The sequence below is a fragment of the Terasakiella brassicae genome (assembly GCF_014641495.1).
GTDB lineage: Bacteria > Pseudomonadota > Alphaproteobacteria > Rhodospirillales > Terasakiellaceae > Terasakiella > Terasakiella brassicae.
This window is the reverse complement of record NZ_BMHV01000001.1, coordinates 24726-42441: the sequence shown is the minus strand read 5'-3', so window position 1 is coordinate 42441 and position 17716 is coordinate 24726. Positions and strand designations below refer to the sequence as shown.

The window sequence follows — 17716 nt, the reverse complement described above, 5'->3', positions numbered from 1 at the left end:
TTTTATTATTCCTTCTCCCCTAAAGCAAATCGCGAACAGATTTCCTCAATCTGAGATAACGCATTTGCGTTCAATACTCTCATTAAAAAAGTTCGATAGATCCCTCAATATCTCTCTTTTCAATTTGCTTTTTAAAGTTGCTCTCTTCGGCTGCAACAACAGCATTCCCCTTGCTATCCAGCAGTTTCATTTTTACTTTCCCTGTTTCCGGGAAATAAATAATTCGCCTTCCCTGTTCGCCCCCTAAATGTTGTGCAGACACCGCCATATGTTCAATACGCAGGTAGGTTTCAACAAATTCAACATTTTTGGTACCAATAAGATTTTGCGAATTCATCACATTGGCACCACCAAAGAGTTTGATCTCCAGACGATTTCGCGCGCCTCCCATACGAAGGATATCGTTAATTAAAACCTCCATCGCATAGTTGCCATAGCGCATGGAGGCACTGACACCTCCCCAGTTTCCTGTATCGCTTTCAGGCAACATAAAATGATTAATCCCGCCAATGCCCAATTCGCTGTCTCGAATACAGGCAGACACACAAGACCCCAAGGTCGTGACAATCATTTCATCTTTGCTGGTTGTCACATAATGTGCCCCCGGCCCAACTTTGACAGCGAAATGCTTGAACGTTGGATCCCAATATCGCCGGGATGTTTTCTCATCATATGAACCTTGTGAAAGGTATTTGTTATCTTCAGTCATCAATCCCCCTTTCACACATTATGTGATGCGCCTGTATATGGTTCGCCCATATAGATCAAGACGTTTATCCACATCCAGCAGGTTCTCGGAATGTCCCAGATAAAGCCAGCCCCCCGGCCTGAGAAGGTCCACCAGCTTATTTGTCAGATCCACCTTGGTCTTATGATCAAAATAGATCATCACATTTCGGCAAAAAATGGCATCAAACGGCCCCTTCATGGGCCATTCAGAGAGCAAATTCAATTGCTTAAACGCAATATAATCCCGCAAGCGATTGGATATATGGCATTTATCCACATTCAGACTACTGGGCTGAATATACGTTAAATATTGTTCAGGAACCTGTTCGCGAATAACTTTGTCATAATCGCCTAAGCGCCCCTTTTCCAGCATATTGCTATCCAGATCCGTCGCCAGAATTTTAGCATCAATTTCCGGAATGGATCGCATATTCAACATTTGATCCAAAACCATTGCCATACTATAGGCTTCTTCCCCGGATGAACACCCTGCCGACCATAAACGCAGACGGTTTTGTTTTCCCTGCTTGATTGCCTTCATCGCATCAGACAGCCCGACTTCCGCCAAATGTTCAAAATGATGTTCTTCCCGAAAGAAACGGGTTAAATTGGTCGTTATCGCGTTTACCAGATGACCAATTTCCCCCTCACCCCGACTGCCCGCCAAAAAATGTAAATAGTCAGAAAAAGAACGGATATTTAATGCCCGTAAACGGCGCACCAAGCGGCTGTAAACCATATTCTTTTTATGATCTTTCATAACAATGCCGGTGCGTGACTGAATTAAATCGGCAAGTGTTGAAAAGTCATTATCTGAAAATGGAAATTCGCGTGTTTGTTCTTTCGGCTTGGCGATAAAGCGTACCTTCGGTTTTAACGCAACAGCGGACGTCTCTTTTTTGCGCGTCATCAGTTTGAACTTCTTTTCAGTCATTCACAGACACCCTTTTAGAACTCTTCCCAGTCGGCATCCGCACTGTTTGCATCAGCCTTCGCTGGCTCATTCACCATTTTCTTAACGGGTTTGCGTTCGCGGGGCTGTGAATCCAAATCTCCCAACTCCGCCTCGAACTCATCTTCGAAAGAGACATCGTAGGTTAATGTTGGCGACATCACCGACGAACTTGAAGCGGGCAAGTTTTCAGTCTTTTTTGCAACAGGTGTCGCAAGCCCACTGGCAACCTCTTTTCTCGTTTCAAAAAACGAAATCAACTGCATCATTTTCTCTGATTGATCTTCCAAAGACCGTGCACTGGCTGAACTTTCCTCGACAAGGGCCGCGTTTTGCTGCGTCATTTCATCCATTTGTGTGATGGCAGAGTTAATTTGATCAACCCCGCTGGCCTGCTCCCGACTTGCCGCTGCGATTTCAGAGACAATATCGGCAACACGTTTGATTGAATTAACAATATTTTCCAGTGATGCCCCGGTATCACCGACAAGTTTCACGCCATTTCGAACCTGTTGATTGCTGTCCAGAATAAGATTTTTAATATCTTTTGCAGCTTCACCACTGCGTTGGGCCAGCGTTCTGACTTCGGATGCGACAACGGCAAACCCTTTCCCGGCTTCTCCGGCTCTTGCGGCCTCAACAGCTGCGTTCAACGCCAACAAATTGGTTTGGAAGGCTATTTCATCAATCACACCAATAATATCGGACACCTTCTGTGAAGACTCCTCAATCGATGACATAGCCCCGACAGCCTGCACCACGACATCACCACCAACTTCTGCAACATCACGCGCATTGCGGGCCAACTGATTGGCCTGCTGTGCGTTGTCCGCATTTTGCTTGATCGTTGTCGCCATTTCTTCCATAGAAGCCGCCGTTTCTTCGAGGCTGGAGGCTTGCGTTTCCGTTCTTTGCGATAAATCAATAGACCCGGATGAAATTTCCCGTGAGGCGTTGGTAATCTCGCTTGAGGCCAGCATAATATCACCAACAATGCTTCTTAAACGTTGCGATGTCTGGTTGGTATCCTGTTTCAAGGCTTCATACGTACCTGAATAATCTTTCGTAATCTGGTATTCCAGATTGCCTTTTGCGAGAGCGGATAAGGATTGTGCAATTTCGTCAAAAACATCGCGAACCGTATCGGTCAAAGCATTTACGCTTTGTGCGAGGGACAGCATAAACCCTTGCTTGCCGTTCAATGAAATTTCTTGCGAGAAATCCCCGTTTACGACACTGCGTACAACATTATCGACCTCTTCCTGAACAGCCAGTTGGTCTGTAATATCTTTCCATTCCACAACATCGCCGTAATCCGTATCTTCCCCATCCTTCACAGATGCCACGGTCAGATCGAAAGTACGGTTGCCCATTTTGATACGTGCCTGCTGGACACCATCGTCACTGATCGCGTATTTCTCCTGAGCATCAAGCGTATTCTTAAACGCATTGATCGGTTGGCCCAGAATGTTTTTAGAATCAAAATTGGGGAGAACCTGCCGAATATCATTTTCCGCCACTTCAAACATTTTATGTGCGGCTGGATTGACGTAAACGATTTCCCCTTCCGAATCCCCAACCATGATACAGGTGGTCGCATTATCCAACGCGGTTCGGATACGGTAATTTTCAATCGCCGTGGTTTCGTCCAATTCCCGGCGTGCCAAGCCATCGGTTAAATCCAGCCATTCAACCACGCTGCCCAGACGCCGTCCGTCACCATCGCGAACAGGTGCCATTGTCAAATCAAACGTACGCTGTCCCATTGTCATGCGGGTTTTCTGCGCTGTATTTAAATCGGATAATGCATCAGCCTGATATTGCGGATCGCTTTGGAACATATCGATTGATTGACCCAAGATATTATTCACATCGAAATGAGGCAGGGATTCACGGATATCATTTTCTGCCACACGGAACATATCAATAATGGCGTTGTTCATGTAAATGATATCACGATCCGCATCCGCAACCATAATGCATGTTGTTGCGTTATCCAACGCCGTACGAATGCGCGTATTTTCAACGCTCATCATATAAATCTGGTTCAATGACAAGGCCATTAAGCCAAGCTCATCCCCCCGATCCTGCATTTCTACGGTTTTTACACGACCCGCCGCCAATTCAGAGACCAGTTCCGTCATTTCCGTAATGGGGCGCGAAATACTTTTTCCAATAAAGATGCCAATGACAACCACAACGCCCACAACACCAGCCATTGTCAGCAACAGCATATTTTGAATGTCACCTAGAAAAGCGAGAACTTCATCCACATCTTGTGCAACAATAAACGCATAATTCACGTCTTTAAAATTAAATGGTGCATATGCAATGAAATGATTGCTTGGTTCTGTATGCCCGGCTTGAACCGTTTCAGCTTCCAAAATACCCGTTTGCCCATCCAAGGCTTTGCGAACATGTGCACCACCGACTTCGCGTTTTAAGACAGTGTCTCTCTCAAATAAAGGAGATTGGTTTCGGGCCAGACGATCTGCGCCAACAAGTATGGCTTCCCCGGTCTTCCCCAAACCTTTACGTTTTGAAATGACTTGGTTGATCGGATCAACAGATAACTGAAAGATCAAAACACCTTTTGTAAAACCGTCAACAACAATGGGCTGCCCGATAAAAGCCGCCGCTTTTTTATCACTTGCTTCGTATATACTGAAGTCGGTAAAGGTTTGTTCCCCTTTGCGCAACTTCAAGCTGGCCTGAAAGGTTTGAGCCAACGGATTGAATTCCGAGTTTCCACCTGTCAAACTACTGGCAAAATCTGTTTCTTTATAGACGGAATAAACAACATTCCCATCCAGATTAACCAAAAAGACATCGCGGTAACCACGTTTTTCCGCAAAGCTTGAGAACCACGGATGATAGGCTTTGTGAACCTGACCATAAGCGGTCACATCGTCATCCTGAAAAATCAGTTTTTGCTTTTCTCCGAAAGGATAAGGATTTTGTTCAATATATTGTTTTTTCAGGTTTTCCGCAGGTGTCCCATCCATCATCTGCCAAGCCCGGCTAAAGGCCAATTGAGCTTTTTTAGTCATCGGGGCATCGGCAACAATTTGCAGGTCGGATGCCACACCACTGAAATAGTTTTCAAGTTCTTTCACCCGCTCTTCTGCAAGAACGCTGAAACTTTCTTCCACTTTAGCTTTTTCGAAATTCTCAATTTGAACAAGAACGAAAATAACAACGAGAAGCGCACTAAATGCAGAACAAAGCGCGATAAACAGGGGTATCTTGCGGGACAACTGCCAAAAAGAGTGTCTGTATTCCATATATTCACTCATCTTATTTATCCCCTAAAGCAGCTTTACCCAGCACAACGCCATTTTCGATAGATTGTTGATTAAACAATAAATCTGCATCAAGCAGCGCAACCAAACGATCTTTTACAGTGACAAGTCCGCTTAGATATTCATCATCAATATTACGTTCCATTTGCGGCATTTGTTGAATCTCGTCTTTAGCAATCGTCAAAATGTCGGATACGGCGTCAACCAACATCCCGACCATACGCTGCCCAACTTGCACAATAACGACGACATGCATATTTGTGGCTTGCGTCAAGCCCATACCAAAACGACAGCGCAAGTCAAAAATAGGAACGATCACACCACGCAAATTCAAAACACCGCGCATATATTCCGGTGTATTTGGTAAATGGGTTGTATCGGTCCATGCCTTGATCTCTCTGACGGCCATAATATCAACACCGTACTCTTCCTGCCCGATCGTAAACGAAATATATTGACGGGTTTCAGACGCACTTTCCGAAATATCCGCGCCTTTTTGATCGTGTGGCATTAGGTAATTATGTGTCGAAGGCATGCCTTTACTCTCCAGTCAAAAAAACTTGCCGTTGCAGGCTTTTATTTTTACGGCGTTTTTCTGCGCCATGTTCCATTTCCGCTAAACCGTCTACATCTAAAATCAATGCGACTTTACCATTACCGAGAATAGTCGCCGCAGCGACACCGGCAATCGGATCATAATTTTCTTCAAGGCTTTTTATAACCACTTGTTGCTGCCCCAGAAGTTCATCAACCATAATACCAACGTAACCGTAGCGTTCCGTCTCCACGATCACCACAAGGGATTCTGCCGGGTCTGTAATAGCATCTTTCAAATTAAACAGATGATGCAGATTGACAATCCGAATGTATTGTCCCCGCACAGACACAAGTGTACCACCATTCATCAGGCTTTTAATTTCTTCACGAACCGGATGAATACTTTCGATAATAGAGGTCAGCGGAATAATGTATTTTTCAGCCCCGCATTTGACGATCATCCCGTCCAGAACGGCCAGCGTCAAAGGCAGGGACATCAGGAACCGCGCACCTTCCCCCGGTGTTGAAAAAACAGAAATTCGCCCGCCTAGGCTGATAATATTACGCCGAACAACGTCCATTCCAACGCCACGACCGGATACATCACTTACGGAATTTGCAGTCGAAAATCCCGGTGTGAAAATTAGATTATCAATGGCTTGCGCATCTATTTCCACGTCACGTTCGATCAGGCCTTTTTCTTCGGCCTTGGCAAGGACACGGTCACGATCTATTCCACGACCATCATCACTGACTTCGATCTGGATGCGGCCGCTTTTATGTTCTGCCCGCAGATATATACGGGCGCGTTCCGGCTTGCCCGCTGCCCGTCTTTCATCCGGTGTTTCCACCCCATGATCGACCGAATTTCGGATCATATGGGTTAAGGGGTCCATTAGTTGTTCGATAACCGTCTTATCAACCTCGGTCATTTCACCCGAGGTAATAAGGTCTATTTTTTTACCCAGTTTCGCAGACAGTTCGCGTACCAGTCGTGGCATACGTGCAAAAACGGATTTAACTGGCTGCATCCGGATTGCCATCACGCTTTCTTGTAATTCCCGCGTTCGGGCATTGAGTTCCTCAAACCCTTGCGTCATCCGCAATCCCGCATTATTTGCCAGTTCATCAGCCTGTTGTTTCAGCATGGATTGTGTAATGACCAATTCGCCCACCATATTGACCAAACGATCAACACGATCCAGTTCCACCCGAATAGAAGACACCATCGGCGCAGAAACATTGCCATTCGCCGCCATATCAACTTTTTTATTTTCGGTTTTTGATAAGGACTGTTCCTTTTGAGGACGCGGCACAGGTGTACTTTCCCGAGGCTGTATGTCACCTGCCAGATCGGCTAGCGCCTCATCTTGCGGGCTATCAGCCACATCAGATGTAACTTCGATTTGTTCCCGGTTATCGACAAGTTGAATATCCAGCTGGCAATCATCAATAACAAATTCAAAAACTTCTTCAATATCAGCAATGCTACGGTCTGTATAAAGATCAAAGGACCAGCTTAAATAAGCCACATCCGGCGCAATATCCGCCAGCTTGGGCAATCGTGAAACATCTACATGGGCGATACAGTCCCCCAGGGTTTTTAACTCACGCGCCAGCAATAACGGTTCATTGGCGAATTGGAGCAAATGCGGTTCCGGGACGAAACGGATACGATAATGCGGTTTCGTTAATTCAGGACAATGGGCTGTCTCTGTATTGTTTTCAATCTCTGGCTCATCTCCAAACAGCCCCCAACCTTGATCATCCTTTTCCATCTCGGACGACATCTGGCTCGAAGGCGGTAAAATATTTTCAAGGAACAAGCCCCACCCTTGTTCTTCTTCTTCTTCTGCCGTTAAATTATAACCCGCAACCGATGCCAAAAGGGGGGAAACGTCTTCCTCATTCAATGAGGCCGCACTTGTTGTAATATTTAGGCCCGAATATTTTTCCAGTTCAGAAGCAATCGTTTTCCAGATATCGGGGGATGGTTCGATTTCTTTTTGCGCCATGTGGACCAAAGTGCCCAACACGTCATTTGAGCGGATTAAACAATCCACGAGATTATGATCCGGCTGAATTTTGCCCTCGCGCAAAAGATCCAATGTTGTTTCCAAAATATGTGAAAACTCGATCAATCCCGTAAAATTAAAGGCACCTGCCCCGCCCTTAATGGAATGGACACACCGAAATATCGCATGCAGCGTTTCGACATCAACATCGCCAAGTTGCGCTTGAAGTATGCTCAGTTGTTCTTCTGCCGTTTCCAGAAGGTCCTGACATTCTTCAAAGTACGTCACTTTGAACTGATTTAAATCGAATTCCTGCGGCACTGTTTGCGTACCCTTCTATTTTTCTATGTTTTAGGGACAGACTTTAGCAACAACCTGTAACAACTTATCCGGGCTGAAAGGTTTGACAATCCACCCTGTCGCCCCGGCGGCACGGCCTTCATTTTTTTTGCTATTATCGGATTCTGTCGTCAAAACAAGAATAGGTGTCGATTTATGGATATGATGCGCACGCAATTCTTTAATCAGGGCGATCCCATCCATACGCGGCATATTAATATCGGTGATAATGAGATCAACACGATCATTGCCCAATTTTCCAAGTGCATCTTCGCCGTCGCCCGCCTCAATGACTTCATGCCCCGCATTTCTTAAGGTGAACCCAACCATATCGCGCATGGTTTTGGAATCATCGACGGCTAACACACGCAATCCCATTAACTTTTACTCCAATTGTCTAAATATTCAACCAGCCCAAGATCACACATACCGCGTTGAAAACCTTCACTAATATTACGCACAGAAAACGTCAGGCCTTGTTGCTCCATCTCTGAAGCCGCAGCAAGCATAACCTGAATACAAGGTGTAGAAAGACGTTCAACGTCTTGACTATCAAGGATAAGGTTTTTCATCATGGAGGCACACTCGCGCAGAGATGACAAAAATTCTTCCGCAATGGCCATATCCAGAATTGGGATAAGGCGCAAAACGACATCATTCTCAATGACCTTTATGTCAAAGGTGGTGTTCATATATTATCCCCGAACTTACAAACGCGAAAATGCGTTATTCCCTGCATTGAAAACTGGCAAACACCAGAATCGCAACGATTACATGCTAGCAGGCAAATAGGAAAAATAAAACAATTTCTAAGCTGTAACGACAACCGCAATAAAATTCATCACATCAATTGCCACGTTTGCTTCTGACAATAACTGAACGCCTTGCAAATTTTCAGACAGGGCTTGTCTGCGGTCCGGGCAAATCATCGCAAATTTCGTTTGTGACAAGGCTTGTAAGGCACCGAGGCTTCGAACCAGTTCTGCCCCGTCCATTTCATCCTGAATTTGCGCCGCCAAGACAACATCCGGCTTATGCAAAACCGCCGCCTTATAACCGCGAAAGGCGGATGAGGCGCTGGTTACCTCAAACCCGTTATCCTGAAAAAGCGGTACAATCTCCTTCAACATTTCTGTTGAAGAAGAAATGATAAGCACCTTAGTCCGTTTTGATTCACTGCGGGTTTCCACAACCGATCCTTTCTGCGGCAAATTGGCAAGCCATGTATCCGCTTTTTCCAAATCCCCCGCCTGCCCACTTTCGATAAGATCATTCAGACGATCAAGGTAGGCATAACAATCTTCTATCAGGTTATCAGAAGCCGTACTTTCGCCAGACAGGAAGTCCTCAAATTTATGGCAAAGTTTGGATACCAAAGGCATCTGAAAGGTGCCGCCCATGCCCTTCAGGCTATGAACTTCTCGGTGGAATTCTTCGCGTAGGCTTTTTTCGTCCTCTCCCGCATGATTTAAAAGCATCAGGATTTCATTCAGGCGAGCTATTTTTTCATGCGCTGTTTCAATGAATTTTTCACTCATTTGCGCAAGGATTTCACTCATATCCATTCCATTACCCGCCGTTATCTCAAAGCCAAACCGATATTAAAGCTCGACAATGCCGTTTTCAATCGCGTATTTCACAAGTCCGGCAGAAGTTTTCACCTCCAACTTACGCTTGATATTTCTACGGTGTGTTTCAACTGTTCTTACACTGATATCAAGTTCGCGCGCCACATGTTTGTTGCTGTTTCCTTCAGCCAACAACTGCAAAATCGTTTTCTCACGATCCGTTAACGGAACTTCTTTCTTGCTGCTTTCATTAACCAAAATATCCGTCACACCGGAACTATAATATGTCTTACCTTGATAAACCGCTTTAATCGCGATGAGCATTTCACTGGAGGACACATCTTTTAAGATATAGCCTTTTGCCCCTGCCTTAAGAACCTTCGTAATATATTCCCGGCTGTCATGCATGGTTAACATCAATAATCGAATATCAGGCAGGAGTTCTGCAAATTTTTCGGCCGCCTCAATCCCGTTCAACACAGGCATATTGATATCCATTAAGACGATATCAGGTTTACGTTGCGTTGCGATTTGCAGCGCTTCTTCGCCGTTCCCGGCTTCCCCGACAATCGCGATTTCCGGGTCGTCTTCCAGTCTGGATCGAATGCCGTCCAGAACAAGGGGGTGATCATCCACCAGAAGAACCCGAATTTTATTATTTTCGTCTGTCATATTTCATCCTGTAACACTCTCAGAGGAAGCTTGGCTTCAACCACCGTACCTTTATCGGGCGAAGACCAGACCGTCAATTCGCCACCATGAAATTCTATACGTTCCTGCATGTTACGCAAGCCTATCCCTTGAAATGCATTTTTTCGTCCTTCCATCCGTAAAACATCAAAGCCAACACCATCATCAGAAATAACCATTCTAATCCCGTCTACGCGTTTCATTAATTCCAGACGCACTTCCGATGCACCGGAATGGCGTTCAATATTGGTCAAGGATTCTTGCGCAATTCGAAACAGCGTTGTTTTTACATCTGGTGCAAGTTGTTTTGTAAACAAGTGCTTTTGAAAGGTGGCCTTAATCCCCGTTCTTTCCCCAAATTCAAAACACATGGCTTCCAACGCGGCGGACAGGCCAATATCGTCCAGAACGCTTGGGCGTAAGTCACGTGAGATACGCCTGACTTCGCCAATGGCTTCCTGTAATCCCTTGGCGCCTTTTTCCATTGGTTTTATCGCATCACTTGCCCCGGCTTTGATCTTATCAATGGCCAATTCGATGGAATATTTCACCGACACCAAAATCTGACTGATCCCGTCATGCAGTTCACGCGAAACTCTGCCGCGTTCTTCCTCTTGAAATTCCACAATCCGTTGCGTGAGTTCCTTTAACTTGGTATCCGCCAGCTTGCGTTCGTTTGCATTGATCACAAGACCTGATACGAACACAGCAACCAACGCAAAAATTGCAATCCAGAAAATCATCATAAACGTATGTTGAATACGATTTTTAATTTCGCGTTTGCGCGCTTCAATTTCCTCGTATATCTCATCCAGATAAATGCCGGTACCGATCATCCAGTCCCATTTTTCCAGCATAACGGCATAGGCCAGCTTTTCCCCCACTGTATTACTGGACGGTTTTTCCCAAAGATAACGATAATAGCCACCGCCATTGCGCGCACGTTCTGTCAATTCCTTAATGACAAGGCGGCCTTTGCTGTCTTGCAAGCCCCACCAGTTCAGCCCGACAATTTCCGGCTGACCGGGATGAACCAGTCCTGTACCGCTGCCGTCATAGACGAAAAAATACCCGTCTTTTCCATAGGTCAGCTTATTTAAAATCGCCTTCACTTCCTCGCGGGCCAGTTGATCATCCTCTTTTGCATTTTCATAAACATGATCTACAGCCGTCAGCGCCATGTTCATATAATGGCGCAGTTCATCATGTTTTGCAGAGATAACGTTGCTTTCCACACGCTGCAACTGTTCATCAATCAGGTTATCGGATTGAAAAAACAAAATAAAGATAATGGCACTGACCGCAAAAAATAACGGAAGCACAGCCAGCAGGAGGATTTTCAGACGCAGCATTTATATTTTCTCATTGCGGAATTTTTCCAAAGCATATCACGAAAGCGTCAAAAACATACTACGTAGTAATAGGTATGACCACTGCGTAATCATTGCGATTTTCACATCGATATTTTGCGAGTACCTTCTTGCCAAGTTGTTTTTAAACGGCGATGCATTTCGTAGGTCCTTTCCCCGATCTGCGCACCCTTTAAGGTCTTGCAGAATCATCGCCATTAAAGTTTTCGAGCAACGTTCCCAAACGAAAGGCTCCTCACTTCCCCAGTGAGGAGCCTTTCTCTTTTGCGCTTTCTTTGCTATCAATAGAATAATAAAAAAGGAGGCGACATGTTAGGTCAAAACGAACCTGTATCACATTACATTCAAGTCGATGGTTGCGAAATTCACGTCAGCGAATGGGGATTGGATAAACCACACGCGATCCTCATGTGGCACGGGTTAGCCAGAACAGGACGTGATTTCGACCATATTGCACAGGTCTTGTCCAAACATTACCGTATCCTTTGTCCTGATACATTGGGGCGCGGCCTATCCCAATGGGCGAATGATCCAGATCAACAATACTCCTTTGATTTTTATGAAAAAATCGCCCTGAAGATCTGTGAGATTTTCGGCTTTTATAGTTTCGATTATATCGGAACATCTATGGGCGGTGCCTTGGGCATTCGATTGGCAAGCGGTCCGTTAAAAAACAATATCAATCATTTGATAATCAATGATATTGCCCCCGAACTGGCCCCCAGTGCGGTTGAACGTATCCTCACCTATGTCGGTAACCCGCCTGTATTTAACAGCATGTCGGATCTTGAAGAATATCTGCGCACAATTTACGAGCCTTATGGTTACTTAACAGACGAACAATGGCGTTTGATGTGTGAAACATCCTATCGCCGTATGGATAATGGCCACATCACCACCCATTACGATCCAAAAATCGTCACGCAATTTACCGCCCATCCCGATGACTACGACTTATGGGATGAATATGCACAAATCCCCTGCCCGACACTGGTCCTCAGGGGACAAATGTCCGATCTGTTGTTACCACAATGGGCCGAACGCATGGCCGAAACCGGCCCCAAAGCCCAAGTCATAGAGATTGAAGGCTGCGGTCACGCACCAGCATTGAACAAAAATCAACAAATTCAGATTGTTGAAAACTTTTTGAACGGATAAGCCATAAGCAACGATGACCATATCAAAAATTATTGCAAGAAGGACGGACGGGAATAACCAATCACCCGCCCCGTGTTATTCGGCAATAACCTTTTGACGTTGCACGCCAAGGCCCTGAATCCCCAGCACCATTTCATCACCGGCTTTTAAATAAACAGGCGGGTTTTGTCCCATGCCTACCCCCGGCGGTGTCCCGGTCGAAATCACATCACCGGGCTGCAAAGACATAAAGCGTGAGAGATAGCTAATCAGGTGACGCACGCCAAACACCATTGTTTCAGTTGTACCTTCCTGATAACGTTTTCCATTAACTTCCAGCCACATGGACAGGTTTTGCGGGTCGGGTATTTCATCTTTTGTTACCAGCCACGGGCCAATGGGGGCAAATGTATCGCATGATTTCCCCTTCACCCATTGCCCTGTACTTTCAATCTGATAGGCTCGTTCCGATACATCATTCAGGATGCAATAGCCCGCAACGTAATCCAATGCCTCTTCTTCACGGACATATTTGGCATGTTTGCCGATGACGACAGCTAACTCGCATTCCCAATCTGTTTTGACTGATCCACGCGGGAGCAAGACATCATCATTTGGGCCATTGATGGCGCTGGTCGCTTTGGTAAACAAGACCGGTTCGCGCGGAACCTCCATCCCGGCTTCTGCGGCGTGATCAGAATAATTCAGTCCGATGCACAGGATTTTGCCGATATTGCCAACACATGGTCCAAGGCGGGCACCTTCAATCACAGGCAGGCTGTCCATATCTAATCCGGCGATACGATCAAACGCACCGGCTGCAATACTGCATCCGTCAATGTCATCCAAATGCCCTTCCAGACTGCGAATATTGCCTTGATTATCCAGAACCCCCGGTTTCTCGTTTCCTTTTTCACCAAAACGAACAAGTTTCATGTATGTTTCCTCTGCCTGTTCTTTACTTGTGCATGGACAAGGATTATATAAGCCGCCATGAACACGCACATTCCAAAAATCGGTATTGTCAGCCTGGGTTGCCCAAAGGCACTGGTTGATTCTGAACGTATCCTGACACGGCTTCGCGCAGAAGGCTACGAAATTTCACCTTCCTATGAGGGCGCAGACGCCGTCATTGTCAACACATGTGGCTTTATCGACAGCGCCAAACAGGAATCTTTTGACGCCATTGGCGAAGCCTTAACCGAAAACGGCAAGGTTATCGTCACAGGCTGTCTGGGTGTGGACGAAGACGGTATCCGCGAGGTCCACCCGGGTGTTTTAGCTGTCAGTGGCCCACATCAATATGAATCGGTTATGGAAGCGGTTCATCAGGCCTCCCCACCGCTACATAATCCGCACATGGATTTAATCCCGGCAGAAGGCATCAAACTGACACCGCGCCATTATGCTTACTTAAAAATTTCAGAAGGGTGCAATCAGACCTGTACGTTTTGCATCATTCCGTCCATGCGCGGAAAATTACGTTCCCGCCCTGCTGGCGAAGTATTGAAAGAAGCCGAAAATTTGGCGCTTAGCGGCGTGAAGGAAATCTTGCTGGTTTCTCAAGACACGGGCGCTTACGGGTCCGACTTGCGTTATGAAGAAAGTGATTTTTACGGTAAATCTGTACGGACCAAGATGTATGATCTCTGTAATGCCTTGGGGGATCAAAAAGTCTGGACCCGTCTGCATTATGTTTACCCCTACCCGCATGTCGATGATGTTATTCCTTTGATGGCCGAAGGTAAAATTCTGCCTTATCTGGACATTCCGTTCCAGCATGCCTCCCCCCGTATTTTAAAATTGATGAAACGTCCGGGCAATCAGATTGAACTGTTGGAACGCATCAAAAAATGGCGTGAAATCTGTCCTGACATTACCATTCGTTCGACATTCGTCGTCGGTTTCCCCGGTGAAACGGAAGAAGATTTCGAATATTTGCTCGATTGGTTGGAAAAGGCCCAACTGGACCGCGTTGGTTGTTTTAAATACGAGGCCGTCGAAGGCGCAGCAGCCAACGACCTGCCCGACCCTGTTGATGAAGAAATCAAGGAACAACGCTGGAACCGCTTAATGGAATTCCAGCGTCAAATTTCTGATGAAAAAATGCAAGCCAAAATCGGCAAGGTTTTTGATGTTATTATTGATGAAGTCGATGAAGAAGGCGCTGTTGGCCGCACCAAAGGCGATGCCCCCGAAATTGATGGCGAAGTCTACATCAATGGTGAACTGGACCTGAAACCGGGCGATATTGTCAAGGTTAAGGCCGAACATGCTGAAGATTACGATATCTGGGGCAGTTTGGTCGATGCTTAAGACGGTTTAAGCGACTTCGTTTTTTCCCTCAAGGAGGTTCAGTTGGTTCTGAACCTCCTTTTTATCAAAGGGCACCTGAAACATACCCATTTGCAAACTCTGTGCAATCCGGGCCGCAGGTTCCAGAAATTCCACCTGTAAGTGAGAAGGGATTTCATCTTCAACCACTTGTTTGAACAAATCCAGCCAACGTGCAAAATTATCAGGGCGTGTGCGGTCCGCAATCAATTGATGTTTCAACATAGGCCGTCCCTGAAAACGGCGTGTTTTCAAGGTAATGGACGACCAGAAATCACACATTGTCTGTAAATGGTGATCCCACTCTGTAATGCGTTCGTTAAAAATCGGCCCTAAAACCGTATCGTCGCGGATTGCATCGTAAAATCTGTGCACAAGCGCAGAAATCATTTCTTCGCTGACACCATCTTGATATTCATTTGTCATTATTATTGTCCCGTTTGATGTGTAAAATCAAACAATCCCAATCGTTGAAACAAAACCGGCTGCCCGGTTAAAATATCAGCGAGTGTGTATTTATCCAAAACGCTTAGAAAAGCATTCAAGGCTTCGTGAAACATGTCATTTAATTGGCAACACCCGGAAATCCGGCAGTCTCCCCCATCAGGGCGAAAACATTGCGCAATATGAAATCCGTCTTCGGCAACACGAACAATTGTGCCGATTTTGATATCCCCAGCACCATGAGCCAACCGAATACCGCCACCACGCCCACGTCGACTTTCAATCAAGGCATTTTGCGCAAGGTTGTGGACAATTTTACGCAAATGCTCCTTTGAAATCCCATGCTTGTCCGAAATTTCATCAATCGTGCTGAGCTCATCCGGTTTAGCCGCCAGATAAATCATCACACGCAAAGAATAATCCGTAAATTTCGACAAATGCACCGTTACGTTTCCTTAAAGTGTATGTTCCAGAATAAACCAGATATAAAGTGGTACGGCAGTAAACCAAGAAATATCCATTATTTCTTAATGCATTCTACGTAATTTTTTAAAAATGTATTGTCAATACTCTTTTTGAATATTTGACAGTTTTAAAAAGGAAGCGTACAAGGCGCATCACACCCCTTACACCCTTGGTTTTATGAAAGAGTGCGTCATGGAAGTGTCCACACGATACCCGCATGTCATTATTGTCCGTTTGGCTCCGGAAATTTTATTAAAAGCGCCTGCAACCAGCAAAAAGTTTCAAAAACTGCTCCGTTCCAACATGAACGAAGGCTTGGAGCGTTCGGGTATAAATTTTGAAATCATCGGTCATCAAGGCCGCATTCAGGTCCATACCGACAATCAGGAAAAAGCGTTGGACGTCTTGTCGCGCACATTCGGTGTGGCAACCTTCTCCCCCATCGACAAAATCATTGACGGTGGTTTGGAAGCACATAAAGAAGCCGCAGTAGAGCTTTATAAAGATCTTGTTCAGGATAAATCTTTCGCTGTCCGCATCAAACGACTGGGACAACGTAAAAAATTCACGTCCGTCGAAATGGAACGCCAAGTTGGTGGCTGCCTGCGACCTTTTGCAAAGAAAGTTGACCTGGATAATCCAGACGTGATGATCAAGGCTGACGTTGCTGGCGATCTTGCCTATTTTTACACTCGCAAAATCAACGGTCCCGGTGGGTTCCCCATTGGTATTCAAGGTAACGCAATCACTTTAATTTCCGGTGGCTTTGATTCAGTCGTTGCCGCATGGTATTTAATGAAACGCGGTGCGATGAATGATTTCGTTTTCTGTAATCTCGCGGGCGCTGCCTATGAACGCATGGTCGTGGAAATTACCAAAGTCCTGTGTGACCGCTGGGGGGCAGGCACACGACCCAAGCTTTATTGCATTGATTTTGAAGATGTCATCAATGATTTGCGTGCCCATACCCGCCCGGACTGGTGGCAAGTTATCCTGAAACGCCAAATGTATCGCGCAGGCTGCGAAATTGCCAAGCGGATTGGCGCAGATGCCCTTGTCACAGGAGAAGCATTGGGACAGGTTTCCTCGCAAACCCTTTCCAACCTGAATACGATTGACGAAGTTTCCGACATCCCGGTTTTACGCCCGCTTATCGGGTTTGATAAAGAACAGATCATTCGCGATGCCCGCATAATCGGTACAGACAAACTATCTGAAAAAATCCCGGAATATTGTGCCTTAAACAAACGTCGCCCTGCTGTTAAATCTGGTCGTAAAACGATTGAAACAGAAGAAAAGCATATGAATTTCGATATTCTGACCCAAGCGGTCGAAGGTGCGCGCATTTATGATATGTTTGATGTAACCGACGAAGATGTTGCGCAACATTCAGTCTTTATCGAAGAGATTCCAAAGAATGCCATTATCATCGATTGTCAGCCTGAAAGTCTGTATGACAATTGGCATGTCGCAGGTGCAAAAAATTACACGGCGGGCAAGTTGATGAATAACTTACGCGACCTTCAAAAAACCCAGCCCTATGTTCTTTATTGTCCGTTTGGCACACAATCAGCCGTTTTAGCAGAACGTATGCAAAAAGCCGGATACGAGGCCTATTCGTACAAAGGTGGCATTAAACAGTTGAAACGCATTTATCCAAATGGCGCGGAAACGGATGACGACTAAGAAATAGCAAAAAAGGCGGGGCGTTTATAACGACCTCCTCAGACTGCTGACAAAGTGTTTTGGATAACTCACAAACCAAAAACCGTCAATCCCGCACTTGATGCGGAATCCATTTAAAGTCAATGGATTATATGCTACTCATTGAGCA

General features: G+C 45.7%; 16 protein-coding genes. 3 read left to right on the top strand and 13 right to left on the bottom strand.

The genetic code is table 11. The annotated features are described in order from the left end of the window. Positions 1-82 precede the first annotated feature (82 nt). The 10 genes from cheD to IEW74_RS00080 all read right to left on the bottom strand — a co-directional run bounded on the left by cheD (position 83) and on the right by IEW74_RS00080 (position 11484). Complete coding sequence (cheD, locus tag IEW74_RS00125; protein ID WP_188659681.1) at positions 83-709, bottom strand: chemoreceptor glutamine deamidase CheD; 627 nt, start codon at positions 707-709, stop codon at positions 83-85. Between the two features lie 18 nt (positions 710-727). Further along, positions 728-1663, bottom strand: coding sequence for a CheR family methyltransferase (locus tag IEW74_RS00120; RefSeq protein ID WP_229734177.1), 936 nt, complete (start codon positions 1661-1663; stop codon positions 728-730). Positions 1664-1677: 14 nt separating this feature from the next. Beyond that, entirely contained in the window at positions 1678-4977 is a 3300-nt protein-coding gene (locus IEW74_RS17530; RefSeq protein WP_188659679.1) for a methyl-accepting chemotaxis protein, read from the bottom strand. 1 nt (position 4978) lies between these two features. Further along, positions 4979-5518 (bottom strand): chemotaxis protein CheW, encoded by a 540-nt coding sequence (locus IEW74_RS00110; RefSeq protein WP_229734176.1) that lies wholly within the window; start codon positions 5516-5518, stop codon positions 4979-4981. A 4-nt stretch (positions 5519-5522) separates the two neighbouring features. Further along, a complete protein-coding gene (locus IEW74_RS00105; RefSeq protein WP_188659676.1) occupies positions 5523-7856 on the bottom strand; it encodes a chemotaxis protein CheA in 2334 nt (777 codons plus the stop codon). Positions 7857-7886: 30 nt separating this feature from the next. Continuing rightward, the gene (locus IEW74_RS00100; protein WP_188659674.1) at positions 7887-8252 is read right to left on the bottom strand and encodes a response regulator; all 366 of its coding nucleotides are present in this window, start codon (positions 8250-8252) and stop codon (positions 7887-7889) included. Continuing rightward, positions 8252-8566 carry an STAS domain-containing protein gene (locus tag IEW74_RS00095; RefSeq protein WP_188659672.1) on the bottom strand — a complete coding sequence of 105 codons (315 nt, stop codon included), beginning with the start codon at positions 8564-8566 and terminating at the stop codon, positions 8252-8254. Before IEW74_RS00095 ends, IEW74_RS00100 begins: the two co-directional genes overlap by 1 nt. A 117-nt stretch (positions 8567-8683) precedes the next feature. Further along, a complete protein-coding gene (locus IEW74_RS00090) occupies positions 8684-9433 on the bottom strand; it encodes an Hpt domain-containing protein (RefSeq protein ID WP_188659669.1) in 750 nt (249 codons plus the stop codon). A gap of 42 nt (positions 9434-9475) precedes the next feature. After that, positions 9476-10114, bottom strand: a complete 639-nt coding sequence (locus IEW74_RS00085) for a response regulator (RefSeq protein ID WP_188659667.1) — start codon at positions 10112-10114, stop codon at positions 9476-9478. Further along, positions 10111-11484, bottom strand: coding sequence for a cache domain-containing protein (locus tag IEW74_RS00080; RefSeq protein WP_188659665.1), 1374 nt, complete (start codon positions 11482-11484; stop codon positions 10111-10113). Before IEW74_RS00080 ends, IEW74_RS00085 begins: the two co-directional genes overlap by 4 nt. A gap of 327 nt (positions 11485-11811) precedes the next feature. Here IEW74_RS00080 and IEW74_RS00075 point away from each other — a divergent pair, with 327 nt between their 5' ends. After that, positions 11812-12660, top strand: a complete 849-nt coding sequence (locus IEW74_RS00075) for an alpha/beta fold hydrolase (RefSeq protein WP_188659663.1) — start codon at positions 11812-11814, stop codon at positions 12658-12660. A 75-nt stretch (positions 12661-12735) separates the two neighbouring features. Here the strand turns inward: IEW74_RS00075 and IEW74_RS00070 are convergent, their stop codons facing one another. After that, on the bottom strand, positions 12736-13575 hold the full coding sequence (locus IEW74_RS00070; protein ID WP_188659661.1) for a fumarylacetoacetate hydrolase family protein: 840 nt from the start codon (positions 13573-13575) through the stop codon (positions 12736-12738). Between the two features lie 57 nt (positions 13576-13632). Between IEW74_RS00070 and rimO the strand changes: the two genes are divergently transcribed. Further along, positions 13633-14955, top strand: coding sequence for a 30S ribosomal protein S12 methylthiotransferase RimO (gene rimO, locus IEW74_RS00065; protein WP_188659659.1), 1323 nt, complete (start codon positions 13633-13635; stop codon positions 14953-14955). A gap of 6 nt (positions 14956-14961) precedes the next feature. On the opposite strand, the gene IEW74_RS00060 is transcribed toward rimO, so the two are convergent. Continuing rightward, the gene (locus tag IEW74_RS00060) at positions 14962-15399 is read right to left on the bottom strand and encodes a group III truncated hemoglobin (protein ID WP_188659656.1); all 438 of its coding nucleotides are present in this window, start codon (positions 15397-15399) and stop codon (positions 14962-14964) included. A gap of 2 nt (positions 15400-15401) precedes the next feature. Beyond that, a complete protein-coding gene (locus tag IEW74_RS00055; RefSeq protein ID WP_188659653.1) occupies positions 15402-15860 on the bottom strand; it encodes an RrF2 family transcriptional regulator in 459 nt (152 codons plus the stop codon). Between the two features lie 214 nt (positions 15861-16074). On the opposite strand from IEW74_RS00055, the gene thiI reads away from it, so the two are divergent. Beyond that, positions 16075-17568 (top strand): tRNA uracil 4-sulfurtransferase ThiI, encoded by a 1494-nt coding sequence (thiI, locus tag IEW74_RS00050; RefSeq protein WP_188659650.1) that lies wholly within the window; start codon positions 16075-16077, stop codon positions 17566-17568. The last annotated feature ends 148 nt before the right edge of the window (positions 17569-17716 follow it).

Coding starts and splice junctions, on each gene's coding strand:
- cheD (WP_188659681.1), bottom strand. CDS start 709: ATGACTGAAGATAACAAATACCTTTCACAAGGTTCATATGATGAGAAA.
- IEW74_RS00120 (WP_229734177.1), bottom strand. CDS start 1,663: ATGACTGAAAAGAAGTTCAAACTGATGACGCGCAAAAAAGAGACGTCC.
- IEW74_RS17530 (WP_188659679.1), bottom strand. CDS start 4,977: ATGAGTGAATATATGGAATACAGACACTCTTTTTGGCAGTTGTCCCGC.
- IEW74_RS00110 (WP_229734176.1), bottom strand. CDS start 5,518: ATGCCTTCGACACATAATTACCTAATGCCACACGATCAAAAAGGCGCG.
- IEW74_RS00100 (WP_188659674.1), bottom strand. CDS start 8,252: ATGGGATTGCGTGTGTTAGCCGTCGATGATTCCAAAACCATGCGCGAT.
- IEW74_RS00095 (WP_188659672.1), bottom strand. CDS start 8,566: ATGAACACCACCTTTGACATAAAGGTCATTGAGAATGATGTCGTTTTG.
- IEW74_RS00090 (WP_188659669.1), bottom strand. CDS start 9,433: ATGAGTGAAATCCTTGCGCAAATGAGTGAAAAATTCATTGAAACAGCG.
- IEW74_RS00085 (WP_188659667.1), bottom strand. CDS start 10,114: ATGACAGACGAAAATAATAAAATTCGGGTTCTTCTGGTGGATGATCAC.
- IEW74_RS00080 (WP_188659665.1), bottom strand. CDS start 11,484: ATGCTGCGTCTGAAAATCCTCCTGCTGGCTGTGCTTCCGTTATTTTTT.
- IEW74_RS00075 (WP_188659663.1), top strand. CDS start 11,812: ATGTTAGGTCAAAACGAACCTGTATCACATTACATTCAAGTCGATGGT.
- IEW74_RS00070 (WP_188659661.1), bottom strand. CDS start 13,575: ATGAAACTTGTTCGTTTTGGTGAAAAAGGAAACGAGAAACCGGGGGTT.
- rimO (WP_188659659.1), top strand. CDS start 13,633: ATGAACACGCACATTCCAAAAATCGGTATTGTCAGCCTGGGTTGCCCA.
- IEW74_RS00060 (WP_188659656.1), bottom strand. CDS start 15,399: ATGACAAATGAATATCAAGATGGTGTCAGCGAAGAAATGATTTCTGCG.
- thiI (WP_188659650.1), top strand. CDS start 16,075: ATGGAAGTGTCCACACGATACCCGCATGTCATTATTGTCCGTTTGGCT.